The organism is Ornithinimicrobium humiphilum, from assembly GCF_006716885.1.
GTDB classification, from domain to species: Bacteria; Actinomycetota; Actinomycetes; order Actinomycetales; family Dermatophilaceae; genus Ornithinicoccus; species Ornithinicoccus humiphilus.
This window is the reverse complement of the sequence record NZ_VFPU01000001.1, coordinates 123,314-148,835: the sequence shown is the minus strand read 5'-3', so window position 1 is coordinate 148,835 and position 25,522 is coordinate 123,314. Positions and strand designations below refer to the sequence as shown.

Below are 25,522 nucleotides of genomic sequence, written 5' to 3'. Positions count from 1 at the left end.
TCGCAGCATACCCAGCCACCGCGACGCACGGCCCTACGATTCGGACATGCAGAGCGCTGCGTGGATCAAGACCCGTGTGGGACGGACGGCCGATTGGTTGCAGGACTCCGGACCCGTCATCGCCGCTCATGCGGCGGGCGCACGCCTGGCCGCTCGCATCTCGCCGAGCACGTACTGGCCGGGACGGTATCCCCACACGTTTCTCGAGCGCCAGCCCCCCGCGGACGCCCGTACCGACGGGGACGTCCCTGACGTCATCTGGTGCTGCTGGACGGGAGACAACCCGCTGACCCCCGCGAGGAAAGCGGGTCTCGAATCCATCCGAGCCCTGCACCCGGACATCCCGGTCCGGCTGGTCACGCCCGCCAACCTGCACGAGGTCGTCCTACCCGAGCATCCGCTCCACCCGGCCTACGAGTTCCTGTCGCTCAACCACCGGTCCGACTACCTGCGCGCCTACCTCCTGTACCACCACGGGGGCGCCTACACCGACATCAAGACGCTACGCACGTCCTGGGCACCCGCCTTCGCGCGTCTGCGGGGAAGACCTGACGCTTGGGTTCTTGCCACCGCCCTCACCGACCCCAAGTGGGCCGGCAATCCCCCGGGCCGCCTGGGCAGCCACGTCCGGCGCTATTACCAGACGATCCTGTCGGGCGGCACGCTCATGGCCCGAGCCGGCAACCCGCTGCTCGCCGAGTGGCTGCGGGAGATCGACCGCCGGCTGGACTACGGTCTCCCGGCGCTCCAGGAATGTCCCGGTGACACCTGGGGCGAGGATCCTCGGTACTGCTTCGAATGGATGGATCTGCAGGGCAACATCCTCCAGCCGCTATGCCTGAAGTACCAGGACCACCTTGTGATCGACGCCACCCTGGCCTGGGACGAGGAGACGCCCTACCGATGACCGAGCGCCCCGTCTCGGTGCACTTCTGGACCGATCGTGACGTCACCGGCGTCGATGACTGGAACCCCGACGCGGCTCCGGAGCTCCATCCCTCGGGTTACGGCCACACCTTCCTCGAGCTCTACGCCCGCCTGCGGTCTCAGGGGCGTGCCGTGTCCATCGGCCCACGCGCACCACGGGCGACGACCGTGCTGCTCGCCTCGCTCGAGGAGCTGACGAGCTGGCTGCCCCGGTGCGAGCCCTCCCTGGTGCGCGCCCTGGCCCGGAGCGTCCTCCGGACGGGGGCGCCGCTCGTGGTCGTCCGCGCGGACGTGCATCCCCACATCCCCGCGCCACCCTTCACGGCGCTGGAGGTCAGGCCGACCCAGGCCGCGGTGGTCGACCCCACCCGAGAGGCCCATCTGCCGCTCCTCCCGCAGCGCGGACTGGTCCCCAGAGACCCGGGGCGCGGCACCCGGGTGGAGACCCTCGTCCTGAAGGCCTACCGCAAGAACGTGCCCGAGTGGGTGAGCAACTCGTTCGTGGCCGAGGTCCGTGCCCTGGGCATGACGTTCGAGCTGCATACCGAGGAGTCCGGCACCGCTGGCTGGGAGGACTTCAGGGCGGTCGACGTCTCACTCTGCAGCCAGCCGTCGGACACCCTCGGAGATCCCGCCCGCAAGCCCGCGACCAAGCTCGTCAAGGCGTGGCGCGCGTGGTCGATCCCGCTGGTGGTGCCCACCCTCCCCTACGCGGACATCGGTCGCAACGGGGTGGACATGCTCACCGCGGAGACACCCGAGCAGGTGCTGGCCGTGCTGGGCCGACTCCGTATTGATACGAGCTTCGCGACCAACCTGTTCCGCAGTTCCGCAGAGGCGGGACGGCGCTACGAGACCGACGCCGTGGCTTCGGTGTGGTGGAAGCATCTCGCGGGGGCCCGACCGGTTCCCCGCCGCATCCCGGCAGCGAGCCTGGTCCGTGAGTATGCTGCCGCCCTCCGGCGCCGTCTTCCGCGGAGCCCGGCAGTGAGAGGTGCCTGATGGACGAGCACGCTGAGGACACCACGCTGAGCGTGTGCGTGGTGACGTACGAACGGCCGGCCTTCGTCGACCGCTGCCTCGAATCGCTGCGGGGGGAACGCGCCGAGATTCTCGATGTGGTCGTCGTCGACGCCTCTGCGCAGGCATGCCGGCCAGAGGCTCTACTGGAGAACGACACCTACGTCCATGCTCCAGAGCTGGCCGGGTGGATGACGCGCTCACGCAACCGTGCCCTCCTCCATGCGCGTGGGGCGGTCATCGCCTTCCTCGACGACGACGTCGTCGTCCACCCAGGATGGGCCTGGCGACTCCGCGAGGCGTTCAGGAGGACGGACGCCGCAGCGATCGCCGGGCGAACGCTCAACGGCCGACCTGGTGAGGAGACCTACGACGCACCCGTCGGGCGTCTGCTTCCCGACGGGCGGCTGACCGAGGGATTCGCCGCCGATCGGCCGCAGCGCGAGCGCGTCGATCACGGCATCGGTGCCAACATGAGCTTTCGCAGGTCGGTCCTGGCCCACCTCGGGGGCTTCCGCGACGACTATCCCGGAACGGCCCTTCGGGAGGACACCGACATCTTCCTGCGCGTCCGCCGGCTCGGGCTGCCCGCCTACTTCGACCCCGCGGTCGTCGTGGACCACCTCCCGGCACCACACGTCAAGGGAGCCCGCTTCGACACCCGCTACAAGTTGTACGGCCGGCGCAACCACATGGTGCTGCTCGCCAGGGACGGCGGGCTGGCTTCCCCGGCGTTGCGCCGGTGGGCGGTGCAGCAGGTCAGGGACATCGGCGAGCCCTCAGGGGCACGTGCCCGGCTCCAACGGGCCGGCGTGGTGGCGCTGGGGCTCGGGTTCGGGGCGGTGGCGATGCTCCGCCAGGCCCGTCTGAGCCCCACCGATCCCGTCAGGCGGGATGCCGAGGCAGATCGGATCAGACGGGCGTTGGCCGATCGGGCCCCGGATAGGTCGTGACGTACTCGTCGACCACCGCGCTCCACGTGTAGCGGCGCACCGTCCGTCGCCCCCCGCTCGCCAGTGACCGCCACAGCCCGTCGTCCTCCAGCACCCGCTGCAGAGCACCGGCGAGCGCCCGGGGGTCGCGAGGGTCGACGAGCAGCCCGTCCTGGCCGTCGGTGACGAAGCTCGCTGGACCGGCCACGGAGGTCGCGACGACCGGTGTCCCCGCTGCCCACGCCTCCAGCACCACGATGCCGAAGGGCTCCTTACGGCTCGGCACCACCACCACGTCCGCGTCAGCCATGGCCTGCAGCACGCCCGATGGGCTCGTCGGCCCGAGGAACCGGACCCGCTCCTCCAGCCCCAGCTCGCGTGCGCGTGAGCGCAGGGCCTCCTCCTGACTACCGCTGCCCACGATGTCCAGACCTACGTGCTCCGAGAGGAGGGGCAGCGCCTCGATCAGGAGGTCGAATCCCTTGTTGTGCTCCAGCCGACCGGCGGCCAGGATCACGCGTCGCTCCGCGCGCGGCTCCCGCGGCCCCGACGCCGGGGTGGTGACGCCGTTGGGCACGATCCGCACCTCGCCGGCATCGAAACGCGCGCGGAGGTCCGCAGCGACCTCGGGGGAGCACGCCGTCACCGCTCGCGCCCCTCGCAGGGCGGCACGGAGGGCGGTGCGCAGCACGAGCGACCGTCCGTAGACGTCGTGGTCGTCCATGTAGGTCTCGCCGTGGCTGCTGACCACCCGCGGGATACGGGACAGGCGCCCGAGGGCCTCGGCGTACACCCCGTTGGGTCCGAAGCAGTGGACGTGGAGCACGTCGGGGTGGAAGTCCCTGCGGGCCCAAGCCCACTCCCGGAACGCGGACGGGACCTTCCGCAGGAAGGACACGACGCCGCGAGGGGAGAGCGTCGGGAGTGGCGTCGGGAGATAGCGGACGGTGACCCCCTGCACCTGGGTCCTCACCGACGCCCTGCCACGGTCCACGGTCCAGACCTCCACGGCATACCCGCGACCCAAGAGCTCGCGCGCCACCTGGGCCGTGTGCTGCTCCACGCCACCGATGTCCGGGAAGTAGGAGCTCGACACGAGCGCCACCCGCGGCCCCGACCCGTCCATCCGTCACCGCCCTTCACCGCACGCTGGCTGACAACGGTACTGTGCGCTGCACGTCGATCAGGGAGGTGGGCATGGCCGCGTCGGTCGTCGTCGCCACCACGGCGGTGGAGACCCCGATGGGGGCACAGGCCTACGAGGAGGCCGTCGCGGCGCGAGCACCCGCCGCACTTGAAGCGCTGCGCCCCGGTGCCACGGTCGCCCGGAGCGTGGCACGCTCGCTGCGTTCCCCGCTCCCCGGGACGGTCCGGCTGCCGATGGGCCTGCTGCGGACGGCGGGCCCGGGCGCGCGGCGGGCCGTGGGAGCCCTCGCCTACCCCAGGGGAAGCCTCGTCCATCGGATGGACCTGATCCTTCCGCCGCCCCCCGGACCCGACGTCGTGACCCTGCACGACGTCGTCGCGTGGACCTTTCCCGACGAGGCGCCACCGGCGACCAGCGCCCCGGCCGAGCTCCGGGCCGCTGACGCCGTCGTCTGCGTCTCGCAGTTCACGGCCGACCAGGCGGCAGAGATGCTCGGGCTGCGCAACACCGTGGTCGTCCACAACGGGGTCGACCAGCGCTACTTCGATCCGACGCCGCTCGACCGGGCGCGCCGCCGCGAGCTTGGGCTGCCGGAGCTCTACGCCCTCTACGCCGGGGGATCGGCCGCACGCAAGAACCTTCCCGCGCTCGCCGCCGCATGGAGGGCCGTCGCCCCATCCCTCCCCGAGTGGGGCCTCGTGCTCGCGGGTCCCACCTCGCTGGCGCGCACGGAGCTCTTCGCAGGGGCGCCCCGGGTGACCCATCTCGGCCGGCTCCCCGACGAGACCATGCCCGGACTGGTCGGGGGGGCCGGGATGGTCGTCGTCCCCTCGACCTACGAGGGCTTCGGGCTGCCCGCCCTCGAGGCCATGGCTGCGGGTGTCCCTCTCGTCTCCAGCAACCGGTCGTCCCTGCCGGAGGTGGTGGGCGGGTGCGGACTCCTCGTCGATCCCACCCCGGACGGCCTCGCAGACGGGATCCTCGCCGCGGCGCAGGGGGGGTCAGCCATCGAGGCGATGGTGGCCCGGGGGTCGCATCGCTCCCGGGAGTTCACCTGGGAGAGGTCGGCGGCAGCTCACGCCGAGGTCTGGGCCCGGCTTCTGTGAACCAGCTCGTCAGGACGGCGTCCAGACGGGCGATCGTTGCCCTGTCGGTGTAGTCCTGCGCCCGACGCACCCCCCAGGCGGTCACCTCCTGATAACGCGGAAGAACCTTCGCGATCGCCCCCGCGAGACCGTCAGGACTCCCGGGCGGGTACAGGAGGGGCACCGGGGCGTGCTCGAGGATCTCGGTCGGTCCCCCGTGCGCGCTCGCCAGGACCGGGATCCCCGCTGCCAGACCCTGCACCACGACCTGCCCGAAGGGCTCGGGTGTGGTCGAGCAGTGCACGAGTAGGTCATGGGACGCGAGGAGTGCTTCGACGTCGGAAACGTGACCTGTCATCGTCACACCCGCCACGGACGACGCGAGATCAGCGAGCTCGCCCGCGTAGTGGTCTTCACCGAAGTGCGACCCACCGGCCACGGTCAGACTGGCCGAGATCCCCCGCTCGCGGAGCACGTCGACCGCGCGCACCGCCACGTGCGGTGCCTTCCACGCGGCGATCCGGCCCAGGTAGAGGAGGCGCAGTGGTGCCGCAGGCACGCGCCGAGGCGGGCCTGGAACCTCCCCGATCCCGCTGGGACTGGGAACGACCTCGATCTGCTCCGCTGCCCGACCGAGCGCCGTTCGCACGGTCTGGGCGGTCCACACGGAGTTGGCGAGGTAGTGCGACGTCCTGCGGGCGGTGATGTGCCTTGTCAGCGCGAGAGCCACAGGCGACATCGCGCTCTCCGTCAGCCCGTCGCGAACCCAGTACGCAAGGGCGCGGCGACGGGGAGACAGGAGCGCGGCGTAGAAGGCCGCCCGCATGGAGTTGGCCACCACTGGACCGCTCCCACTACGCAGCGCACGTCGAACCTGCCGCACGGAGGGGGCCACGGCGACCGGGCAGGGAAGGCCGTCCCACACGTCCCCGGCCTCCATCGTCACCAGCTCCACGTCGAGCGACGTTGCCCGCAGGTAACGGCGCAGCGCCAGCTCTCCGCCACCGGGAGCGCCCGTGTGGGAGAGGAAGGTGATGCGCGGTCGGGTCATCCGCCAACGGCTTCCACTCGGTCCAGGACCGCGGACAGCTGGGCGACACGATCGAGCCAGGAGGGCAGATCCCGCGGCAAGGTCGGGCTCCACGGAACGGGGGACTCGAACGCCTCGGCCACCGCCGCGGGAAAGTCCTCGGTGCCGACGGCCCGGACAAGCGGATCGGCCACGTCGACGAACCCGGGGACCGGCGTGGCGATCACCGGTCGGCGGGCCGCGCGGTACTCGTACGCCTTGATCGGGTCGAGCGATGCCGTGAACTCGCTCAGGACGTGCGGGACCAGCAGCACGTCCGCGTGCTGGAGGTAAGCAGGCACCGAGTCGCTCGGCCGCGGCCCGAGCAACGCGACGCCCGCCCGTTCCAGCCGGTCCAGATCACGTCGGGGAAGCGGTGCGGGGCCCACCAGGAGGACCCGACCACCTTCAGGGAGGGCGCGCAAGACCTCGGCGGTGCGAACGACCAGCTCCACGTCGAGTCGATCGCGATGCGCGGTGCCCAGGTAGAGCGCGATCCGTCCCTCACCCAGGTCCGAGGGTCGCGGCTGCCGGACGCGGTAGGGCTCGAGGTCCACACCGTTGGGGACCAGCACCACGTCGCGCAGTTCCGACCGGGTGCGTTCGAGACCGACGGAGCACACGACGACCTCGCGACATTCACTCATCAGCCGGTCCTCCTGCCGTCGGAGCCTCTCCAGCTCGGCGTCCGACCTGTCAGCCGCGAGCCAGTCGTCCGTCATGTCGTAGAAAGCGTTCCATCCTGTCGCGGCAAGCACCTCGGCACCGCCTGGGTCGTTCACCCACAGCACCGGGTCCTCCATCCCGACCTTCCTGGCGGCCCTGGCCACCCCTTCCGCCCGTCGTCGATCGCCTCGTCCGTCGATGCGACGAGGGAGAACCTTGACGGGACGCAGACCCCACAGTTGGCCGGTGCGTGGAGCCCCAGAAAGCTCGATCGTTCGCAGGCCAACCCTCCGCAGGTCGGGACGACGTCCGCTGCGGACCTGGTGCAGAGCGTCCACGGGCGGCTCGACGAACAGGACGCGGTCCACCCGGCCGCCGCGCAGAAGTCCCGCCACGAGGTGCTGGTTGCGTCTCCACACGTCGTCCCACACCTCGAGGGACATGACCACCAGGTCGGTCATCCCATCACCTTCCGGTACACCGCGTCCGTCCCGGCGACCTGCGCCTCCGGGGTGAACCTAGCGCGCTGCGCATCCGCGAGACGGGCACCGTAATCCTCACGCTCGCCGGCGTCCGCCACGAGTTCGGCCAGCAGTCGACCTGCCATCTCCCAGTCCTCGGGGTCGTGGAGTCGGGCGCCGGCGACGCTGCCGACGGTCTCGCCGTGCGCACCGGCACGACTGGCCACCACCGGGAGAGCGTGCGCCATCGCCTCCAGGACGCTGAGGCCCAGCCCCTCCACGTCGCACGGGGCGAGCAGGACGCCTGCGCCGGACATCTGCTCGGACACGTCGTCGCGGAACCCGAGGAACCGGACGCGGTCCGCCACACCGAGGCGCCTTGCCAGGGCACGCAGGGCCGGTTCCTCCGGCCCCCGCCCGATGATGTCGAGCGTCCAGCCCGCAGGATCCGCCGCCGCGAACGCACGCAGGGCGATATCGGTCCGCTTCTCCGGCTGGAGCCGTTGCACGACGAGCACCGCCGGGCGTCGAGGGCCGGGGGCCACGTCCACGACCGGGACCCCCGGGTAGATGACCGTCGCCTCGCCGTCGACGGCCTTGGCGACGTATCGACTGATGGCGATCTGGGCCCGCACCCGGCGCCGCACGAGAACGCCGGCCAACCGACCGGTGGACGTCATCCCGCGGGCGCGTGCGAAATGACGTGTGACGACCAGTGGGGATTGGGCGGAGACGGAGGCCGCCACCTCAGCCGCGGTCATGTGCGCATGAACGATCTCGGCCTCAGCGCCCTCACGACGAATCGCCAACAGCACGTCTGCGGTGCTCCGGGCCGCGATGGTTCGCACGCCGCTAGGCGACAGCTCTGCTGCCATCCGATCGGGGTCGCCTCCTACGACCACCACATCGTGGCCGGCGTTCGCCTGCGCGGCCGCCAGCGTGGCGATATGCCTCTCCACGCCTGCGAAGCCGTCGGAACGGACGGCGTGCACAATCCTCATGGACCACTCTTCTGATCCAGGGTCCTGAACAGCTCGAGGTACTGGCGTGCCACCTCGGACCACGAGTGGTCGGCGACCGCACCTCGCGCCCGCCCTCGCATCGCCTTCCTGTCCTGTCGCTCGTGCAGGGCGAGGATCCGTGCCATGTCGGCCGGCGTGCCGTCGGTCAGGTATCCGGTCACGCCCTCCTCCAGCACCTCGGGAGCGATCCCCACGGGCGTGGACATGACCGGGACGCCGGTCGCGAGTGCCTCGACCACCACCAGACCGTAGGACTCGTATCGGCTCGGCTGCGCAAGCAGGTCCGCCCCGGCCAGGACAGGTCGGGGATCTTGCACCCCGAGCAGGTGCGTCCGGGCGCCCAGGCCCAACGCCGCGACCCGTCGATGTAGATCAGAAATCATCGACTCGGTGCCGCCGACGACGGCGAGGTGATGACGGTCCCCGATGCCGGCCATCGCCTCCAAGAGCTGGAAGAGCCCCTTGCGCTCGAACTCGTGCCCCACGAAGACGGTGAGGATGTCCTCCTCCCGAAGGTCCAGCTCTTCTCTGGCCGAGAGCCGTTCGGTCTCGGTGGGCACCGTGAAGCGTTCCAGGTCCACGCCGTTGCCGATCACGACGGTCCTCGAGCGCAGGTGCGGGTTCAGGGTGCACAAGGTTCGGTCGTCCTCCTGCGTCAGGTTGACGACCACGCGGTGCACGCCGGACCGGTATCGCAGGGCGTCCCGGGCCTCCGTCAGGAGGTGGAGCGGGTTGCGCACCATGCGCCAGGCGTAGTGGCCCCGGGCACGCATGGCCGCCCGAAGCACGCCGTGGTTGACGTAGACGTGGCCCGCGAGCGCGTCGTTGTGGCAGATCGCGATCGCGCCCGCTGGTAGCGCCCGGACCGCGGCCCGGGCTCGCACGGTGCCCATGGTCGAGAAGCAGAGCACCCGAGCAGCGTGGCGCAGGCGGCCTCCAAGACCTCCTGAGCGACCCTCCAACCAGCCGCAACCAGCAGACCGGAGATCGAAGCGTCTGACGTCGTGGCCCATCCGAATCCACTCTTGCTCGAGGGCCCAGGCGACGGCTCCCACCCCGGTGCCGGGACTGAACTCCGGGGAGATCTGGAGGATGATCACGCCAGCACCGGCCTCGCGTCGCGACGAGGCCTTGCCTCCGTGGACGTGCGATCCAAGGCCCGCTGCTCACCCCCGAGACAGACCCCGATGAGCATGAACGGGACGGAGACCGACACGCTCACCCAGAACAGGTCGAGCTGGGACTGACCCAAGCGGGACAGCGCAACGGCCAGGGCCAAGGTCCCGTAGACGGGATTCATCCGCATGAGGACGACGACCACGCCCACCCACAAGACCAGGAAGCCCACCAGGCCCACGAGCCCGGCAGAGGCCGCGACCTCGAGGAAGGCGTTGGGCGGCTGGAAGACCCCCGGTGCGTCAGGCTGAGTCCAGTAGCGCAGCCCGTGACCGACGAGCGGGGCGTCGGCCCAGATCCGGACGGACTCGGCGTACCACTCCAGGCGCTGGAACCAGGAGTTGTGCTGGTTACCACTGGCGATCTGGTCGCGCACCATCGTCAGGACCAGGTAACCCACCGGGACGAGCCCGACCAGCAGCAGCCAGACCCGGCCCGCGCGCTCGCGCTGCCGCAGCGAGATCACGAGCAGACCGATCGCCAGTCCGATGAGCGCCTGACGCGACTGCGAGGCCGCGATCGCCGCGACCATCACCCAGAAGGCCGACCTTGCCCACAGTCGGCTCCACCCCAGCCACGTGGGTCGGGCATACACGACCAGAGCCGCCGAGCCCAGCAAGGTCCCGATGAAGTTCTTGTGCATCGACCAGGGCCAGGACGGATAGACCGCGCCGAAGTCGCCGGAGGCCACCTGCAGAGCACCCTGCACGATCGTCGGGATGGCGAGGCCGAGGCAGGCCAGGAGGAAGAGCGTGAGGCCGGCCCGGGCATGACCCGCGGCGCCGACGGCCCAACCCACGAGCAGCGCCCCGGACACGAGCATCCAGGCGTGGAACCACTCCACGGTGTTGGCCAGGAACGGGTTGGCGACCAGGGTGAAGAGGGTGGCTGCCTGGTAGACGACGTTGAGCCAGAGGAGGGTCCGCAGCTGCGGGCTGAAGGGCCGTGGCGCCAGCACCACGGCCGGGGCGAAGGCCAGCCCGAGCGCCACGTCGGAGACCGTGAGGTCCACGCCGCCACCGCCGACGCGTGCCACCACGACGATGAGCGGCATGGCCAGCAGCGGGAGGGTCACGGGGTGGACGAGCGCGGCGACGGCGACGAGCACCGTGCCGGCGAGGCCGAGCGCGACCTCGGGCCGCTCGGGCACCAGGTAGGCGACCGCGAGCGTCAGGGCGACGGCCAGGAGCACGAGGGCTCCCGCCCCCGCCCTGGTCGCCAGGTCGCGCCACGCCATCGTCATGGGGACACCTTCTCCCGGACGGGCCTGGCAGGTCGAGGGAAACGCTGGCGCTCGGTGCGCCAGGGGCCGGCGCGCAGCAGCGCGGCGCGGGCCCGGGCGGCCTCACCCCGGGCACCGGGCAGCACCACGGAGCGCGCGGCGGCACCGAGCCACTCACCCACGCGGGCGACCTGCCAGCCCGCGGCGCCGTGGTGCTTGCGCAGGTAGCGCTCACGTCCGGCGTGGAAGTAGGTCTCCCGGCGCACCGGATCGCTCGAGGTCGCCGCCCCGACGTGGACAGCGGTCACCTCCGGCACCAGGCGGTGGCGCCAGCCCATCAGGGCTGCCCGCCGGGCCCAGTCGGTCTCCTCGGCGTAGAGGAAGAAGTCCTCGTCGAAGAGGCCGACCTGCTCGAGCGCCTCGGCCCGCAGCAGCAGGACCGACCCGATGACGTAGTCCTCGTGCCGGTCGTTGAGCCGGCCCAGCCCCACGGCCTCGACCCACGACCGCAGCGGTGTCGGGAAGGGCCAGGCCACCCGGGAGCGGTGCCCCTCGGCGTCGGTCTGCGCCGGCGCCACGCTGGCGAGGTCGTCCTCGGCGCGCAGGGCGGCGTGCAGCGCCCGCACGGTCTCGACCGAGACGACCGCGTCGGGGTTGAGCAGCAGCACGTCGGTGCCAGGCGTGAGCCGGTGCCGCAGGGCGTGGTTGACCCCTGCGCCGAAGCCGCCGTTCCACCCCGGGTCGAGATAGCGCACGCCGAGCTCGTCGCACAGCTCACGGATCTCCGGCAACGACGAGTTGTCGACGACCGTGACCGCGAGGGAACGGACCGGCTCCAGCGCGTCGCGCAGCAGGTCGGCCGAGCCGTAGGCGACCACGACCACCTCGGGGTCCTGCTCGTCGGCCGCGGCGCTGCGCACCGCCTTGGTCATCCGCCGGTAGATCTCGTCGTAGCGGGCGGCCACCCGCTGCCAGGAGCACTCCTGCGCCCGCTCGAGCCCGCGCTCCCGCAACTGCTCCCACAGGCCCGGCTCACGGCATACCCGCAGCAGGGCTGCGCCCAGCGCCCTCGCGTCGGCCTCGGGCACGAGCAGTCCCGCGTCGCCGACGACGTCGGGCAGCGCACCGCTGTCGCTCGACACCACGGGCACCCCGGCCGCCATCGCCTCGACGACCACGCGGCCGAACTGCTCCACCCAGCCCGGGGTGGTCAGCGAGGGCACGGCGAGCACGTCGAGCCGGCGCAGCAGCTCCGGCAGCTCCTCCGGGGTGGCCGACCCGACGAAGGTCACGCGGCCGGCCAGGTCGGGCGCGGCGGCTCGTGCGCGCAGCTCCGCCTCCTGCGGCCCGGCACCGACGACCGTCAACCTCAGGTCGGGGTATGCCGCCACCGCCTCGAGCAGGACCGTCACCCCCTTGTGCGGGGCCAGGCGACCGACGTAGCCGACCTCGACGGGGGCGTCCTGGCGCGGCGGCGGCCGGTCGGCAGGGGAGTAGAGGGAGACGTCGACGCCGAGCGGCACGACGTCGGGCACCCCGGGAAAGCCCCGGTCCTGGCAGATGCGACCGGCCTCGCTGTTGCACACCACCACCGCGCGGGCGTGCCGCAGCGCCCAGCGCTGCCACCACCGGAAGGGCACGGGATAGCGCTTGTCGAGGTTCTGCGCCGAGTAGAGGGCGTAGGGGACCGACGGCTGGCGCAGGGCCCGGACCAGGAGCGTCTCGAGGGTGCTCACCGCGAACGGCTCCTCGTGCACGTCCAGGACGTCACGCCGTTTCCCGAGCGCGCGCCACAGCGGCCGCGGGTCGTAGGAGAAGAGGGCCGGGTGGCGGCCCACCGTGGCCACCCCCTGGACCGAGCCGGCGGGCTCGGCGGGGTCGGCTCGGAGGGTGACGACCGCACCCCCCTCGTTCCACCGGGAGGCGGAGAGCAGGTCCACGTCGTGGCCGAGCCCCCTCAGCTCACGCTCGCGCGCCCTCCATGCCGTCATCACCCCGCTGTGAAAGATGCGGAGCACGCGCATGGCTGTACCATACGTCTCCGTACAACAACGTCGTGGCGGGAGGAGGGCCCGGTGACGGTCCGTGACCTGCTCCTGACCTTGAAGACACGCTGGCGCATCATCGTCGCCACGCTGCTCGTCGTCGTCGCCGCGACCGCCTGGCTGACCCTCCAGATCACCCCGGTCTACCAGTCGTCGACGCGGGTCTACCTGCTGGCCAACAACCAGACCGACTCGGCCAACGTCTACAACATGCCCGCGGCCGAGCTGGAGACGATCATCCAGGTCGCGACCTCCCCGATCGTGCTCGACCCGGTCCGCGAGGAGCTCGGGATCGACGAGAGCACGATGCTGGCCGTGTCGGCGGAGCGGTCCGGCGACACCCCGCTGCTCGACGTCGTCGTCCGCGCGCACGACGCCCGCGTGGCCGCGGCCGCCGCCACGGCCGTGCCCCAGCACCTGGCCGCGGTCGCCCGCGACTTCTCCCCGATGCTGCAGCTCAGCGGCACCACGGTGTCCGCACAGACCGTCGTCCCCTCCACCGTGGCGAGCTCACCGGTGGAGCCGAAGCCGGTCCAGAACCTCGCCCTCGGCGCCCTCGCGGGTCTGCTGCTCGGCATCGCCTTCGCGCTGGCCCGGCAGGCCCTCGACCAGCGGGTGCGCGACCCCCGGGACCTCGAGGCGCTCGCCGACCGTCCGGTCCTCGGCAGCATCCCCGTGCGCAGGGGCAGCGACCGCCACGCGCTCTACCTGGAGATCGACCCCTTCGGCCCGCACGCCGAGGCGATCCGTCGTCTGCGCACGAACATGATGTTCGTCGACGTGACGACGGGGCGGCACTCCTTCGTGATCAGCTCCACGCTCCCGGGCGAGGGCAAGACCACCACGGCCATCAACCTGGCCCTGGCCATGTCCGACGCCGGCAGCAAGGTGCTCCTCATCGACGCCGACCTGCGCCACCCCTCGGTCGCGACCAACCTCGGCCTGGAGGGTGCCGTCGGCCTGACCACCGTCCTGCTCGGCGAGGCCGACGTCCAGGACGTCATCCAGCGCTGGGGCGGCACCAGCATGCACGTGCTCACGTCCGGTGACATCCCGCCGAACCCGAGCGAGCTGCTGGGGTCGACCAAGATGCGCGAGCTCTTCGAGAGCCTCAGCGACGACTACGACTTCATCCTCGTCGACAGCCCGCCCGTCCTCCCGGTCACCGACGCGCTCGTCGTCGAGAAGCTCACCGGCGGCGTGCTGATGGTCGTCGCCAGCGGCGAGACCCGCAAGCGCCACCTCTCGGAGGCGATGCGCGTGCTCGGCACGAGCGACAGCACGATCGCCGGTTTCGTGCTGACCAAGACCCCGTCGCAGCCCACCTCCTACTACACCTACTACTCCACCCAGGACAGTGGCGGGCGTCGTCGGGCCAGCGGCCGCGACAAGAAGATGGCCAAGGCCTACCCGCACGCCGAGGCCGCTGCCGCCGAGCGCGCCCGCCGGACCGAGACCCGTGCGGAGTCGCGAGCAGAAGCACGGGCCGAGTCCCGGGCCGACAGCCAGGGCCGCCCCCGCGGCGAACGCTCGGCCCGCCGCTCAGGCTGAGACCGGCGCCCCCTCGCGCCGCAGCACGCCCACCTCGACCAGCTCCACGAGGAGCTCCTCCAGCGCCTCCTCGTCGACGCTCGACGGGTCGGCGCCGAGCTCGTGGGCGACGGCGTCGCGCACCTCGGTCAGGGCACGTCCGGGCAGGGCCGCGCGGCAGGTCGCGGCCGCCGGGCCCTGCAGCACGTGGATCACGCCGGCGTCGAGCGCTGCGGCGTAGAGGCTGCCGCCGTGCGGCCCCTCCTCGGGACGGTCGACGACGCCCCAGCCCGGACTGCGAGCCCACATCGCGGTCACGAGCCGCCCCGCCGTCCGGTGCGCGCGCCCCAGATCTCGACCGCTCCGCGGCGCAGCCGGTCGACGAACTCCTGGGCCACCTCACGGGTCGAGGGTGGCCGGCCCCGCGTGTTGGCCAGGTGCTCGGTGTTGACGAGGGGAGCGCGCAGCACGGTGGCGACCTTCCCGGCGAGCGTCGGCTGTGCCTTGACCCGCGCCCGCCACTCCTCGACGCGCCCGGAGCCGGTCGTGATCGCCCGCCACAGGTCGTGCTCGCGGTGGTCGCGCATCCGGTCCAGCTCACCCAGGGCTGCCGCGAAGGCCACCTCCGCCCCCACCCTGGGCACGAGGGCACGCACCTCGTCCGCGAGCGGGTCCTCCGCGAGCGACGCCGGCCACGGCTCGACGGACCGGTTGCGGGTCGCGTTGAGCACCATCACCAGCGCCTGCCCCGCCCGGGACGGCACCGCGCAGGGCACCGACGCCAGCTCCACGCCGCCCCGGTCGGCCCACAGCACGTCGAAGGTCGCGTCGTCGGCACCCATCCCCGGGAAGAAGCGGTGCACGTCGGCATAGCCCAGGTGGTCGTGCCAGTAGGTCTGCGCGTGACCGAACGGCGAACCGGTCTGGAAGCGGGAGCGCCGCTGCCAGCCCGCGGCCTCGACCGCGGCGACGAACCGCCGCACCTGCGACGGCCGCACGAGCACGTCGGCGTCGGTGCCGCCGCTGCTGGAGCGCCACCGCGGCTCGGCCGCGACGCCCTTGAGGTGGAGGAGGTCGGCCCCGGCGCGGTCGGCCAGGTGCTGCAGCGCGGCGTGGCACATCTCCATGCGCACGGCGAGCGGCACGGCGACCTCGGGCAGGGACTCCACGAGGTCATCGTGCCACCGCGGCTCGCGGCGCCGGTGCACCTGACCTGTGATTCGGGCTCCAACAGGAAGAACTGCAGGCCGCGCCCTAGGCTGACGGCATGTCCCGTGACTGTGACGTCGTCATCGTGGGAGCCGGCCTGGCCGGAATCACCTGCGCCCTAGCCCTGCAGCATCGCGGCGTCTCCGCCCGCGTCCTCGAGGCGGGCGACGCCGTGGGCGGTCGCGTCCGCACCGACGTCGTGGACGGCTTCCGCCTGGACCGTGGCTTCCACGTCCTGGACCCGGGTTATCCGATGGTCCGCAACCACGTCGACCTCAAGGCGCTGGGGGTGCGCAAGTTCACCGCCGGTCTGGCGATCCGCACCGCCCGGACGGCCAACCTTCAGATCGTGGCCGACCCGCGCCGTGAGCCCCAGTTCATCCCGCAGACCGTCATGTCCGGCAAGCTGCACCCCGCGAGCCTCGCCGCCCTGGCGCGCTGGGCCTCCCCGACCGTCGCCTCGATCCTGGGCGGTGACGAGGACGAGATGGACGTGCCCCGTCGCGAGTCGATGGACGCCGCCGGGCTCCAGGGCCCGCTGCGCCGGATCGTCGACTCCGCCCTGGCCGGCGTGCTCCTCGAGGACGACGGCAGCACGTCGACGGCCTTCGCCCGGCTCGTGACCATGAGCTTCGTCAACGGCACCCCCAAGCTGCCCGCCGAGGGCATGCAGGCGCTCCCCGAGCAGCTGGCCTCCCGCCTCGACCGCCCCGTCGAGCTCGGCACGCCGGTGGCCGAGGTCGGGTCCAGGTATGTCGTGACCGAGGGCGGCGAGCGCATCGAGGCCGACCTGGTCGTCGTGGCCACCGACCCGCAGACCGCGGAGCGCCTCACCGGCCGCCCGGCTCCGGAGGGCAAGGGCCAGACCACCCACTGGTATGCCGTGCCCGACGCCCCGACCGACTTCGGCTCCATCCTCATCGACGTCCGCGAGGACCGCGGCCCCGTCGTCAGCACCGTCGTCATGAGCAACGTGCAGCCGACCTACGCCCCCGAGGGCATGCACCTGGTCGCGGCCAGCAGCCTGCTCCGCCCGGGCCAGGAGCCGGTGCGCGACGAGGACGTGATCCAGCACGTCGGCTCGATCTACGGCGTCAGCACCTTCGGCTGGCAGCTGCTCCGTCGCGACGACATCCCGTATGCCGTGCCCGTGCAGCCCGCCCCCTTCGTCGAGCGGCACCGGATGCAGCTCGAGGACGGCCTCATCGTCGCCGGCGACCACATGGACACCGCGTCCGTGCAGGGCGCCATGGTCAGCGGCCGGCGCGCCGCCGAGGGCTACCTGCAGCGTCGTGGCCTCCTCGAGGAGGACTACGCCGAGCTCGCCATCGGCTGACCGGCCGCGGGCCGTCAGGCCCCGGAGAGCCGCGCCAGCCGGGCGCGCAGCAGGTCCACGCGGTGCGCGTTTCCGTGCAGCGCGACATACCTCTCCCCGAAGGACGCGAGCAGCGCGTCGTCGAGGCGGCGCACCGCGCCGGGCGGGTACTTGTAGGCCATCTGCTCGGTGATCGCCGCCGAGTCGACCTCCTGCAGCACGCTGCCCAGCTCCTTGAGCGAGGTGATGCCGAGCTCGAGCAGCAGCGAGGAGACCCACGCGTAGTGGTCGGTGCGTGACCACCCGGCGTCGGGGAAGCGCCCGGCGAGGAAGGCCGCCAGGTCGGTCGCGTCGATGCGCGGGTCGGTGTCCTCCTCGGCCGCCTCGACGACGCTGACCCGCAGCCGGTCGCGGATCGTCTCGAACTCGCGGTCGGCCAGCTCCAGCAGCCCCGCGGCCAGCGCGAACCGGCGGTCGAGGTCGTTGGCGTGCTCCTCCGGCACCGAGCCCTTGTAACGGATGTCGTGCTCGAACTCGGCCCACGCGTGCTGCAGCACGGTCCGCACCTGCACCGAGGCCGTGCGGCCCGCGAGCGCGGCCCGCGCCGGGTCGTCGGCCACCCGCGCGCTGTCCTCGTCCACCTGGACGAGCACGTGCCGGCTGGCGTAGCCCCACCGTCCCTCCGAGGCGGTCTCCCGCCCCATGTCCCGGTCGTCGAGCACGCGCAGCTGGTCGCCGAGCAGGTCGGCCACGGCGGCGACGTCGGTCAGCACGTAGGTCACCACCCGCACGCCGACCTGGTCGGTGATCTGCTCCTCGAGGTCCTCGGGCGCGACGCCGCGGTCGAGCAGGCGCTCCACCTTCCCCGCGAACGACTCCACGCTCTTGGTCCGGCCGGTCACGGCGAGGTAGTTGATGCCGGCCTCGTCGAGGAGGTCGGTGACCAGTCGGACGTAGCCCCGGGTGGCCTCCTCCAGGGCCGGACGGTCGCGCACGTAGGCCCGCACGGCCGCGCGCACGGGGTCGGGCTCGGTCGGGGGCGCCTCGTCCTCCGACGGCTCCGCCCGACCCGCCCGCGCCCGCGGCTCGGGCACCAGGTCCTCGGGCAGCGTGGGCGTGACGATGTAGCCGGTGGCGAGGTCGCCGTAGGTGGTCGTGCGCCCGGGGTGCGCGTCGGCATACCTCGCGACGTAGGCGCAGACCACGGCGTCGACCTGGTCCTCCACCACGCGCAGCTCGCTCTTGCGGCGCGCCTCGCGGAGGCGCGTGACGAGCCCCTCCCAGGCCGGGTTGCCCGTCAGCGTCATCGGCGGGTCGGCCGTCGCCAGGCCCTCCAGGTGTCCGGCCAGCTCGAGCAGGGCGGCGCGCAGGGTCTCCAGCGACCGGCCCTGCTTGTTCTTGTACTTCAGCGTCCGACCGAGGCGGAAGAGCACGACGGTGGCGGGGTGCGGGTAGACCTCGATGGCCCGCCGGGCACGCCCGGAGGCGGGGTTCATGTCCAGCCCCAGGCGCTTGACGAGCCGCGCTCCGCGCGGGGTGCCGGCCAGCTCGGCCTTGCCGGTGTTGGACGGGTGCGCGCCCGCGTCGAAGCGCGCGAAGTCGCGGTTGAGGGCCGCCTCCGCCGGGCGGTTGCCGGTCGCGTTCGTCACCACGAGCGGGGCGTCGACGGCCACGAGGCAGGCCTCGGAGGTGTATGGCGTGACCGCCGCCACCACCTCGTCGTCGGTCTGCGCGACCGAGACGTGGACCAGTCGCCCGTCGGCGTCGAGGACCGCCACGCCCGTGGGGCTGCGGTCGCCCCAGGCGAGGTCGATGCCGACGTAGTGCATGCCCCTACTCTGCCGGTTCCTCCCCTGCGACGGGGCCCGACCGGCCGGCGGCGCCGTCAGCGCTCGTCGGGGAGCGGGTCCTCGTCGTCGCCGACCGTGATCAGGCGGCCGTCCTCGGTCTCGACGAAGGTGCCGTGCTGCAGCTCGTCGCCGCTGAGCTTGTCGACGACCATGGCGATCGCCGCGTCACCGGTGACGTTGGTCGCGGTGCCGAAGGAGTCGATCGCGATGTAGGTCGCGATCATCAGCCCGACCATCTCCTCGGAGAAGCCGAGCATGGAGGTGAGCAGGCCGGCCGCCGTGACGATGGCTCCGCCCGGCACGCCGGGCGCGGCCACCATCGTGATGCCGAGCATGAAGACGAAGCCGATGAAGACGCCCAGGCTGATCTGCCCCCCGGAGAGCAGCAGCACGGCCATCGAGAAGGACACGATCTTCACCGTCGAGCCGGCGAGGTGGATGGTGGCGCACAGCGGGATGACGAAGGACGCCACCGGGCGGCTCACGCCGGCGGCGACGGCCTGGCGCAGCGTGACCGGGATGGTCGCCGCCGAGGACGACGTGCCGAGGGCCGTGGCGTAGGCCGGGAGCATGGTGCGCAGGGCCTTGAGCGGGTTGCGCCCGGTCACCGCACCGGCCACGGAGTACTGCGCCAGGAGCAGCAGGACCGTGAGCACGAAGACGAGCAGGATGACCCCGATGAAGGTGGTGATGACCTCCCACACCTGCCCGGCCGACGTCATGTTGAGGAAGATGCCGAAGACGTAGAGCGGCAGGAACGGGATGATGATCGCCGCGATGACCTTCTCCACGATCGAGCGCAGCTCGACGAAGCCCTTGTGCAGGGTGTCCGTGTGCAGCAGCGTCAGGCCGATGCCGACGAGGAAGGAGACCAGCAGCGCGGTCATCACGCCGAACACCGGGGGCATCTCCACCGTGAAGAACGGCTCGAGCAGCCCCGCCTCGGGATCGGCGACCTGGTCGATGGAGCCCGCCTCGAGCATCCGAGGCAGCACCACCGCGCACACCGCGAAGGCTGCCAGCCCGGCGAGCACCGTCGAGCCGTAGGCGATGCCGGCGGTGATACCGAGCCACTTGCCCGCGCCCTTGCCCAGCTCGGAGATCGCCGGCGTGATCAGCCCGACGATGATGAGCGGGATGATGAAGGTCAGGAAGTTGCCGAACAGCCCGTTGAAGGTGACGAAGATCCGCACCACCGGGTCGGGCAGGAACAGTCCGAGGGCGATGCCCAGGACGATGGCGAGGACGATGCGGACGAGGAGGCCGGGCTTCTTCACCTCCGCATGATGGCACCGTGAGGTGCTACTCGGAAGTTGGCAGGGACGTGCCGAGCGCCCGGCCGGGGCCGGGCGGGCGTCAGCCGGCCCCGGGCCCGTCCACCTTCAGCCGGCGCAGCGTGGTGAGCACCTTCTCCTGCACGCTGGCGGTGCCGCCGAGGGCGTCGATCGAGGTCAGGCCGTGCTGCACGATCGCCTGCTGCGTGGCCAGCGGTGCCGAGTCGCTCTTGAGCAGCAGCAGCTTGTCGCCCATGAGCCCGGCGAACGCGCTGCCCGCCAGGGCGTCGGCCCAGTCCTGACCGTTGGCGACGGTGGCGCCGTGCTGGGTCGGGTGGACGGCGGCCACGGCGGCGGCCACCGCGAAACGGTCCGTCCCCGAGACGCGCGTCACCGGCACCCTGAGCGTCGAGCTCAGGCGCCACACCACGGTGTCGCTCACCGCGTCCGTGCCGCCGACGACGTAGACGCGCTGCGGGCGGACCTCCTGCAGGGCGGACATCACGACGGAGGGCACCGAGTCGCGCTTGGTGATGAGCAGCGGCGACGTGACGGTGCCCGCGGCGGCGCCGCCCGACAGTCCGTCGGGGAAGTTCTCCCCGCTGGCGACGAAGGCGACCGGCGCCCGTCCGATGAGCCCGGCGGTCCCGGCGGAGACCTCCCAGCGGTTGCTGCCACCGACGCGGTAGACGTTGTCGGCGGTGGGCACGTAGGCCCGGAGGGCGCGCTCGACGGTCGCGTCCACGGCGTCCGGCCCGCCGAGCACGACGATGGCGTCGGGACGCAGCCCCGCCAGGCTGGCCTTGGTCGCCGACGGCAGCCGGTCGGTCTTGGTCAGCAGGATCGGGCCGCCCCACGAGGCCGCGGCGGCGCCGCCGGAGAGGGCGTCGGCGAAGGTCGCGCCGTTGGCCACGAAGGCGATCTTCTCGAACTCCTTGGGGAAGGGGCTCTTCGTCTCGTCCCAGAAGTAGTCGCGGTACCAGGTGTCGGCGAGCGCGGCCGCCGTCGCGTAGCGGTCGGTCCCGGCGTGGCGGGTCACCACGGGGTTCGTCGACGCCGCAGGGGCGAGCCCGGCGTCCGGCTGCGGGCCGACGGGGCGGTCGGCCCGCACCTGCTCGACGCGGGCGCGGACGGCCTCGACGTGCTCAGGACCGAGGACCAGCTCTTCCGCGGCAGCGGTGGTGGCGGGTGGCTCGGAGGTGCTGGCGACGGCCGGGGCGAGCCCGGGTCCGGCCAGGACGGCCAGGGAGATCAGCGCGGCGGGTATGCGGTGCAGGGACGGAATCGTCGGCCTCCTCGGGACGCGGTCGGAGGGGCCCGACCAGGGACGTGCGGGGACGCGGCGCCGCCCCCGACGCGCACCAGGGTACGTTCCCATGCGTCACTTCATACACTCTTGTGCCGAAGATCACACGCGTCACGCTTGACCCGGCCCGCGAGCGTCAGGACCGAGCCGCGGCTCCCAGCTCGGCCAGCGGCACGTCGGGGTCGTCGAGGCCGGCAGGTGCCGGAGCTCCCACCAGCCGGCGCAGCACGTCGGTGGCGTCCCAGTCGTTGACCTGCATGCCGGCCACGACGCGCCCGGCGCGCGTCCACACGAGGACCAGCCCGCTGTCCGGCCGGCCACGCACAACGACGTCGTCGTCGGGGCGGCAGTGGCCGACGTACTCCATGCCCCAGTCGTACTGGTCGGTGAAGAAGTAGGGCTGGACCGCATAGGGGGTGACGTCACCGAGCATGCCGCGGGCGACGTGCCTCCCCTGCTGGATCGCGGTGTCCCAGTGCTCCACGCGCAGCCGCCCGAGCATGGGGTGGTCGTGGGAGGCGACGTCGCCGGCGGCCCACACCCGGAGGTCCGCCGTGCGCAGGGCGCCGTCGACGAGGATGCCGTCGTCGGTGTCCAGGCCCGCCTGCTGCGCCAGGCCCACCTCGGGCCGGACGCCGATCCCGACCACCACCAGGTCGGCCTCCACCCGCGTCCCGTCACCGAGGGTGACGACGGCGCCGTCCCGACCGCCCCGGAAACCCTCGACCCCGGTGCCCAGCCGCAGGTCGACCCCGTGGCCCCGGTGCAGGTCCGCGAAGAAGGCTCCCGCCCTGGCTCCCAGCGAGCGGGCGAGGGGAGCCTCGGCCGGGTCCACCATGACGACGTCGGCGCCCGCCCGCCGCGCGGCCGAGGCGACCTCGAGCCCGATCCAGCCGGCGCCCACGACCAGGGTGCGGGCCCCGCCCGCCAGCGTCGCGCGCAGGGCCAGGGAGTCCTCCATCGTCCGCAGGTAGAGCACCGGTGCACCGGAGTCGTCCGCCGCCGGCAGACGCCGGGGCGTCGCGCCGGTGGCGAGCAGGAGGGCGTCGTAGCCGAGCTGTCGGTCGCCCACCTCGACCGTCCGGGCGGCGCGGTCGATCGCGGTCGCCGGCTCGCCGAGGAGCAGCTCGACGTCGTGCTCGGCATACCACTCCGCAGGGTGGACGAGCGCGGTGTCCGGCTCCTCGTCGCCGGTCAGCACCCCCTTGGACAGGGGCGGCCGCTCGTAGGGCGCCCGGGACTCCACCCCGACGACCGTGACGGAGCCGGCGAACCCCCGCTCGCGCAGCTCGGTGACCGCGGTGGCGGCCGCAAGCCCGCCCCCGACGACGACGATCCTGCTGGTCCCGGTCATGGCAGCCTCCTGGCGAGGGAGAGGAACTCGGCCCGGCTGCTCGGATCGTCGCGCAGCCGGCCCAGGACGGCGGAGGTCAGGGTGCGCGCCCCGGGGGCACGGGCGCCGCGCAGGGTCATGCAGGTGTGCTCGGCCTCCACGACGACGCCCACCCCGGCGGGCGCGAGCTCGCGCCGGAGGTGGTCGGCGACCGCCGTGGTCAGGCGCTCCTGGGTCTGCGGGCGGCGGGAGTGCAGGTCCACCATCCGCGCCAGCTTGGACAGCCCGAGGATGCGGCGGTCCGGCAGGTAGCCCACGTGGGCGACGCCGACGAGGGGCAGCATGTGGTGCTCGCACAGGGAGCGGACCGGGATGTCGCGGACCAGGACCAGCTCGTCGTAGCCCTCCTCGTTGGCGAAGGACGTCAGCTCGAACCCCTCGGGGGCCATCAGCTCGTGCAGGGCCCGCGCCATCCGGCGCGGGGTGTCGACCAGGCTCTCCTGGGTCAGGTCCAGGCCCAGCGCGGCCAGCAGGTCGGCGGCGGCGGCCTCGGCCGCCTCCAGGTCGACCACGGGGCGTTCGGCCACGATCCGGGGCCGCAACGGGGTGGCCTGCTCGACGGCGGCGACGGCGTTCACAGGGCCGACCTCCTTCTCGGGGCGACGCTCTCTAAAGCACGATGCGATCCACGTTAGAACCGCGCCTCTCTTGTGTCAACGGTTCTCTGTTTTAGAATCGGTCGCATGGATCGCGCATCCCTGGTCGCGGGCATCGGAGCCCTGGCGGAGCCGACGCGCCGCCGTCTCTACGACTACGTCGTGGCGCAGCCCGGCCCGGTCGGGCGCGAGCAGGCCGCGCGGGAGCTGGACCTGCCGCTGCACACCGTGAGCTTCCACCTCGACCGGCTGGTGCGTGACGAGCTGCTCGAGGTGGAGTACCGCCGGCTCGGGCAGCGCACCGGCCCCGGCTCGGGTCGCCCGAGCAAGCTCTACCGCCGCGCGGCGCGGGAGGTGGCCGTCTCCCTCCCGCCGCGCCGCTACGACCTCGTCGGCGAGGTGCTCGCGGCCGGTGTCGCTCGTGCTCTCGCCGGGACACCGCTCGAAGCGTCGCTGGAGCGGGAGGCAGCAGAGGCCGGCCGTGTCGCGGGCGAGGAGGCTGCGGGCGAGGACCCCGTGGGCGGCGGACCCGGCGAGGCCCTCGAGGCGCTCGCGGCGACGCTCGAGCCGCTCGGCTACGAGCCCCGGCGGACGGGGCCCGAGGATGCCGACGCGCCCTCGCTGCTCCTGGCCAACTGCCCCTTCCACGCCCTGGCGCAGCGCCACACCGAGCTGGTGTGCGGCCTCAACCAGCACTTCGTGCAGGGAGTCGCCGAGGGTCTGGGCCGGGGCGAGGTGCAGGCCTGCCTGGAGCCCGGCGAGGGCCGGTGCTGCGTGGTCGCCCGGCTCAGGTGATGGTCAGACCACCGTCGACGACGAGCGTCTGCCCCGTGACGTAGCCGGCGGCGCGGGAGGCGAGGTAGACGACGCTGGCCGCCAGCTCGTCGGGATCGCCCTGGCGCCCGGCCAGGATGCGCCCCTGCTGGGCCTCGAGATAACCGGGCGGGTACTGCTCGGTCATCTCGCTGGCGAAGAACCCCGGGGCGATGGCGTTGACGCGGATGCCGCGGCGACCGGTCCACTGCTGGGCGAGGTCGCGCGTCAGGCCGAGGAGGCCCGCCTTGCTCGCGGAGTAGGCGGCCTGGGGCAGTCCGGCGGTGGTGAGGGCCAGGACGCTCGAGACGTTGACGATGCTCGACCCGGGGCGCATGACGCGCGCGCACGCCTGCGCCATCCAGTAGCAGCCGGCGAGGTTGACGTCGATCACCCCGCGGAACTGGTCGGGCGTCTCCCGGGTCGCCGGCACCGCGGTGCCGACGCCGGCGTTGTTGACCAGCACGTCGACCGACCCCAGCTCGGCCACGGCGGCGTCCACGACCTCCTGGCACTGCTGCGGGTCGGCGACGTCGAGCTGGTGCACCAGCGCCCGCCGCCCCGTGCCGCGGACCAGCTGCGCGGTCTCCTCCAGCCGGTCGACGCGGCGAGCGGCGAGGACGACGTCGGCACCGGCCCCCGCGAGCGCCCGCGCGAAGGCCACGCCCAGGCCGCTGGAGGCCCCGGTGACGATCGCCACCGAGCCGTCGAGACGGAACAGGTCGAGGGTCGCCATGCGCGCGACTCTGCCACAGCCGGGGTAGGCCGTGCCCGGCCCCGCTCGCGCGCGCCGCGCGGGCTGCCTCAGTCGAGCGTGCCGTGCACCCGCTCGTGCAGCGACTCCATCCGTGCGTCGAGGTCGGCCGAGACGACCGCGGCCTCACGCAGGTCGCGCAGGATGTCGGCGGGCACGTGCTTGTCGTACTTGTAGTAGATCTTGTGCTCCAGCGCGGCCCAGAAGTCCATCGCCACGGTGCGCAGCTGGAGCTCGACGACGACGGGGACGGTGCGGTCGGACAGGTGCACCGGGACCTCGACCTGGGCGTGCAGGCTGCGGTAGCCGTTGGGCTTGGGGTCGGCCACGTAGTCCTTGACCTGCAGCACCCGCAGGTCGGGCTGGCCGGCGATCATGTCGAAGACGGCGTAGACGTCGGAGACGAACGCGCAGGTGATGCGGATCCCGGCGATGTCGGTGACCTCGCGGCGGATGTTCTCCAGCGTGGGCTCGAAGCCGCGCCTCGTGACCTTCTCGACGATCGAGCGGACGCTCTTGAGCCGGGCGTCCACGTGCTCGATCGGGTTGGTGTCGTGCAGGTGGGTGAACTCGTCCTGGAGGATCGAGATCTTGGTGGTGAGCTCCTCGATCCCGAACTGGTGCTCCATGAGGAGCCGCGTGACCTCGGCGTTGACGGACTCCAGCTCGTCCAGGCGCGACCGGGTGCGTTCGAGAGAGGTGCTCACGCG

Annotated in this window: 23 protein-coding genes; 7 read left to right on the top strand and 16 right to left on the bottom strand. The window is 72.5% G+C overall.

Annotated elements, in window-relative coordinates:
• Positions 1–46 precede the first annotated feature (46 nt).
• From FB476_RS00605 to FB476_RS00595, 3 genes are read left to right on the top strand one after another with little or no spacing between them, the layout of a single operon-like run.
• Positions 47–907 (top strand): glycosyltransferase, encoded by an 861-nt coding sequence (locus FB476_RS00605; protein ID WP_170233475.1) that lies wholly within the window; start codon positions 47–49, stop codon positions 905–907.
• Positions 904–1,929, top strand: a complete 1,026-nt coding sequence (locus tag FB476_RS00600) for a hypothetical protein (protein WP_141817064.1) — start codon at positions 904–906, stop codon at positions 1,927–1,929. The genes FB476_RS00605 and FB476_RS00600 overlap by 4 nt, the downstream gene beginning before the upstream one ends.
• Positions 1,929–2,900: a glycosyltransferase family 2 protein gene (locus FB476_RS00595; protein WP_141817063.1), complete on the top strand. Its 972-nt coding sequence runs from the start codon at positions 1,929–1,931 to the stop codon at positions 2,898–2,900. The genes FB476_RS00600 and FB476_RS00595 overlap by 1 nt, the downstream gene beginning before the upstream one ends.
• On the opposite strand, the gene FB476_RS00590 is transcribed toward FB476_RS00595, so the two are convergent.
• Positions 2,860–4,005 (bottom strand): glycosyltransferase family 4 protein, encoded by a 1,146-nt coding sequence (locus FB476_RS00590; protein ID WP_141817062.1) that lies wholly within the window; start codon positions 4,003–4,005, stop codon positions 2,860–2,862. The genes FB476_RS00595 and FB476_RS00590 overlap by 41 nt on opposite strands.
• A gap of 71 nt (positions 4,006–4,076) precedes the next feature.
• On the opposite strand from FB476_RS00590, the gene FB476_RS00585 reads away from it, so the two are divergent.
• Entirely contained in the window at positions 4,077–5,132 is a 1,056-nt protein-coding gene (locus FB476_RS00585; protein ID WP_141817061.1) for a glycosyltransferase family 4 protein, read from the top strand.
• Here FB476_RS00585 and FB476_RS00580 read toward each other — a convergent pair.
• The 6 genes from FB476_RS00580 to FB476_RS00555 form a co-directional block, all read right to left on the bottom strand.
• Positions 5,077–6,162, bottom strand: a complete 1,086-nt coding sequence (locus FB476_RS00580; protein ID WP_141817060.1) for a glycosyltransferase family 4 protein — start codon at positions 6,160–6,162, stop codon at positions 5,077–5,079. The two genes, FB476_RS00585 and FB476_RS00580, sit on opposite strands and share 56 nt — an antisense overlap.
• Positions 6,159–7,307 (bottom strand): glycosyltransferase, encoded by a 1,149-nt coding sequence (locus tag FB476_RS00575; protein ID WP_141817059.1) that lies wholly within the window; start codon positions 7,305–7,307, stop codon positions 6,159–6,161. Before FB476_RS00575 ends, FB476_RS00580 begins: the two co-directional genes overlap by 4 nt.
• Complete coding sequence (locus tag FB476_RS00570) at positions 7,304–8,308, bottom strand: glycosyltransferase family 4 protein (protein WP_141817058.1); 1,005 nt, start codon at positions 8,306–8,308, stop codon at positions 7,304–7,306. Before FB476_RS00570 ends, FB476_RS00575 begins: the two co-directional genes overlap by 4 nt.
• On the bottom strand, positions 8,305–9,222 hold the full coding sequence (locus FB476_RS00565; protein WP_170233474.1) for a glycosyltransferase family 4 protein: 918 nt from the start codon (positions 9,220–9,222) through the stop codon (positions 8,305–8,307). Before FB476_RS00565 ends, FB476_RS00570 begins: the two co-directional genes overlap by 4 nt.
• A 203-nt stretch (positions 9,223–9,425) precedes the next feature.
• On the bottom strand, positions 9,426–10,748 hold the full coding sequence (locus FB476_RS00560) for an O-antigen ligase family protein (protein WP_141817056.1): 1,323 nt from the start codon (positions 10,746–10,748) through the stop codon (positions 9,426–9,428).
• Positions 10,745–12,751 carry a glycosyltransferase gene (locus FB476_RS00555; RefSeq protein ID WP_141817055.1) on the bottom strand — a complete coding sequence of 669 codons (2,007 nt, stop codon included), beginning with the start codon at positions 12,749–12,751 and terminating at the stop codon, positions 10,745–10,747. Before FB476_RS00555 ends, FB476_RS00560 begins: the two co-directional genes overlap by 4 nt.
• 51 nt (positions 12,752–12,802) lie before the next feature.
• Between FB476_RS00555 and FB476_RS00550 the strand changes: the two genes are divergently transcribed.
• A complete protein-coding gene (locus FB476_RS00550) occupies positions 12,803–14,323 on the top strand; it encodes a tyrosine-protein kinase domain-containing protein (protein ID WP_170233473.1) in 1,521 nt (506 codons plus the stop codon).
• Here the strand turns inward: FB476_RS00550 and FB476_RS00545 are convergent.
• Together FB476_RS00545 and FB476_RS00540 are read right to left on the bottom strand one after the other, a co-directional pair.
• The gene (locus FB476_RS00545; RefSeq protein WP_141817053.1) at positions 14,315–14,620 is read right to left on the bottom strand and encodes a hypothetical protein; all 306 of its coding nucleotides are present in this window, start codon (positions 14,618–14,620) and stop codon (positions 14,315–14,317) included. The two genes, FB476_RS00550 and FB476_RS00545, sit on opposite strands and share 9 nt — an antisense overlap.
• Positions 14,617–15,471, bottom strand: coding sequence for a nucleotidyltransferase family protein (locus tag FB476_RS00540; protein WP_141817052.1), 855 nt, complete (start codon positions 15,469–15,471; stop codon positions 14,617–14,619). Before FB476_RS00540 ends, FB476_RS00545 begins: the two co-directional genes overlap by 4 nt.
• 98 nt (positions 15,472–15,569) lie before the next feature.
• Here FB476_RS00540 and FB476_RS00535 point away from each other — a divergent pair, with 98 nt between their 5' ends.
• Positions 15,570–16,847 (top strand): NAD(P)/FAD-dependent oxidoreductase, encoded by a 1,278-nt coding sequence (locus FB476_RS00535; protein ID WP_141817051.1) that lies wholly within the window; start codon positions 15,570–15,572, stop codon positions 16,845–16,847.
• Positions 16,848–16,861: 14 nt separating this feature from the next.
• Here FB476_RS00535 and FB476_RS00530 read toward each other — a convergent pair whose 3' ends face one another.
• From FB476_RS00530 to folE, 5 genes are all read right to left on the bottom strand, one after another.
• Positions 16,862–18,655, bottom strand: a complete 1,794-nt coding sequence (locus FB476_RS00530) for a DUF429 domain-containing protein (RefSeq protein WP_141817050.1) — start codon at positions 18,653–18,655, stop codon at positions 16,862–16,864.
• A gap of 56 nt (positions 18,656–18,711) precedes the next feature.
• Complete coding sequence (locus FB476_RS00525) at positions 18,712–19,953, bottom strand: dicarboxylate/amino acid:cation symporter (RefSeq protein ID WP_141817049.1); 1,242 nt, start codon at positions 19,951–19,953, stop codon at positions 18,712–18,714.
• A 79-nt stretch (positions 19,954–20,032) separates the two neighbouring features.
• On the bottom strand, positions 20,033–21,328 hold the full coding sequence (locus FB476_RS00520; protein ID WP_141817048.1) for a cell wall-binding repeat-containing protein: 1,296 nt from the start codon (positions 21,326–21,328) through the stop codon (positions 20,033–20,035).
• Between the two features lie 64 nt (positions 21,329–21,392).
• On the bottom strand, positions 21,393–22,610 hold the full coding sequence (locus FB476_RS00515; RefSeq protein WP_141817047.1) for an NAD(P)/FAD-dependent oxidoreductase: 1,218 nt from the start codon (positions 22,608–22,610) through the stop codon (positions 21,393–21,395).
• Entirely contained in the window at positions 22,607–23,227 is a 621-nt protein-coding gene (gene folE, locus FB476_RS00510) for a GTP cyclohydrolase I FolE (RefSeq protein ID WP_141817046.1), read from the bottom strand. The genes FB476_RS00515 and folE overlap by 4 nt, the downstream gene beginning before the upstream one ends.
• A gap of 105 nt (positions 23,228–23,332) precedes the next feature.
• Here folE and FB476_RS00505 point away from each other — a divergent pair, with 105 nt between their 5' ends.
• Positions 23,333–24,040, top strand: a complete 708-nt coding sequence (locus FB476_RS00505) for a helix-turn-helix transcriptional regulator (protein ID WP_141817045.1) — start codon at positions 23,333–23,335, stop codon at positions 24,038–24,040.
• Here FB476_RS00505 and FB476_RS00500 read toward each other — a convergent pair.
• Positions 24,033–24,794 (bottom strand): SDR family NAD(P)-dependent oxidoreductase, encoded by a 762-nt coding sequence (locus FB476_RS00500; protein WP_141817044.1) that lies wholly within the window; start codon positions 24,792–24,794, stop codon positions 24,033–24,035. The genes FB476_RS00505 and FB476_RS00500 overlap by 8 nt on opposite strands.
• A 68-nt stretch (positions 24,795–24,862) precedes the next feature.
• Positions 24,863–25,519 (bottom strand): GTP pyrophosphokinase, encoded by a 657-nt coding sequence (locus FB476_RS00495; RefSeq protein ID WP_238329486.1) that lies wholly within the window; start codon positions 25,517–25,519, stop codon positions 24,863–24,865.
• Positions 25,520–25,522 lie beyond the last annotated feature (3 nt).

Excerpts from the sequence above, each read along its gene's own strand:
- FB476_RS00605 (WP_170233475.1), top strand. The coding sequence starts at position 47 with ATGCAGAGCGCTGCGTGGATCAAGACCCGTGTGGGACGGACGGCCGAT.
- FB476_RS00600 (WP_141817064.1), top strand. The coding sequence starts at position 904 with ATGACCGAGCGCCCCGTCTCGGTGCACTTCTGGACCGATCGTGACGTC.
- FB476_RS00595 (WP_141817063.1), top strand. The coding sequence starts at position 1,929 with ATGGACGAGCACGCTGAGGACACCACGCTGAGCGTGTGCGTGGTGACG.
- FB476_RS00590 (WP_141817062.1), bottom strand. The coding sequence starts at position 4,005 with ATGGACGGGTCGGGGCCGCGGGTGGCGCTCGTGTCGAGCTCCTACTTC.
- FB476_RS00585 (WP_141817061.1), top strand. The coding sequence starts at position 4,077 with ATGGCCGCGTCGGTCGTCGTCGCCACCACGGCGGTGGAGACCCCGATG.
- FB476_RS00580 (WP_141817060.1), bottom strand. The coding sequence starts at position 6,162 with ATGACCCGACCGCGCATCACCTTCCTCTCCCACACGGGCGCTCCCGGT.
- FB476_RS00575 (WP_141817059.1), bottom strand. The coding sequence starts at position 7,307 with ATGACCGACCTGGTGGTCATGTCCCTCGAGGTGTGGGACGACGTGTGG.
- FB476_RS00570 (WP_141817058.1), bottom strand. The coding sequence starts at position 8,308 with ATGAGGATTGTGCACGCCGTCCGTTCCGACGGCTTCGCAGGCGTGGAG.
- FB476_RS00565 (WP_170233474.1), bottom strand. The coding sequence starts at position 9,222 with ATGGGCACCGTGCGAGCCCGGGCCGCGGTCCGGGCGCTACCAGCGGGC.
- FB476_RS00560 (WP_141817056.1), bottom strand. The coding sequence starts at position 10,748 with ATGACGATGGCGTGGCGCGACCTGGCGACCAGGGCGGGGGCGGGAGCC.
- FB476_RS00555 (WP_141817055.1), bottom strand. The coding sequence starts at position 12,751 with ATGCGCGTGCTCCGCATCTTTCACAGCGGGGTGATGACGGCATGGAGG.
- FB476_RS00535 (WP_141817051.1), top strand. The coding sequence starts at position 15,570 with ATGTCCCGTGACTGTGACGTCGTCATCGTGGGAGCCGGCCTGGCCGGA.
- FB476_RS00530 (WP_141817050.1), bottom strand. The coding sequence starts at position 18,655 with ATGCACTACGTCGGCATCGACCTCGCCTGGGGCGACCGCAGCCCCACG.
- FB476_RS00520 (WP_141817048.1), bottom strand. The coding sequence starts at position 21,328 with ATGGGAACGTACCCTGGTGCGCGTCGGGGGCGGCGCCGCGTCCCCGCA.
- FB476_RS00515 (WP_141817047.1), bottom strand. The coding sequence starts at position 22,610 with ATGACCGGGACCAGCAGGATCGTCGTCGTCGGGGGCGGGCTTGCGGCC.
- FB476_RS00505 (WP_141817045.1), top strand. The coding sequence starts at position 23,333 with ATGGATCGCGCATCCCTGGTCGCGGGCATCGGAGCCCTGGCGGAGCCG.
- FB476_RS00500 (WP_141817044.1), bottom strand. The coding sequence starts at position 24,794 with ATGGCGACCCTCGACCTGTTCCGTCTCGACGGCTCGGTGGCGATCGTC.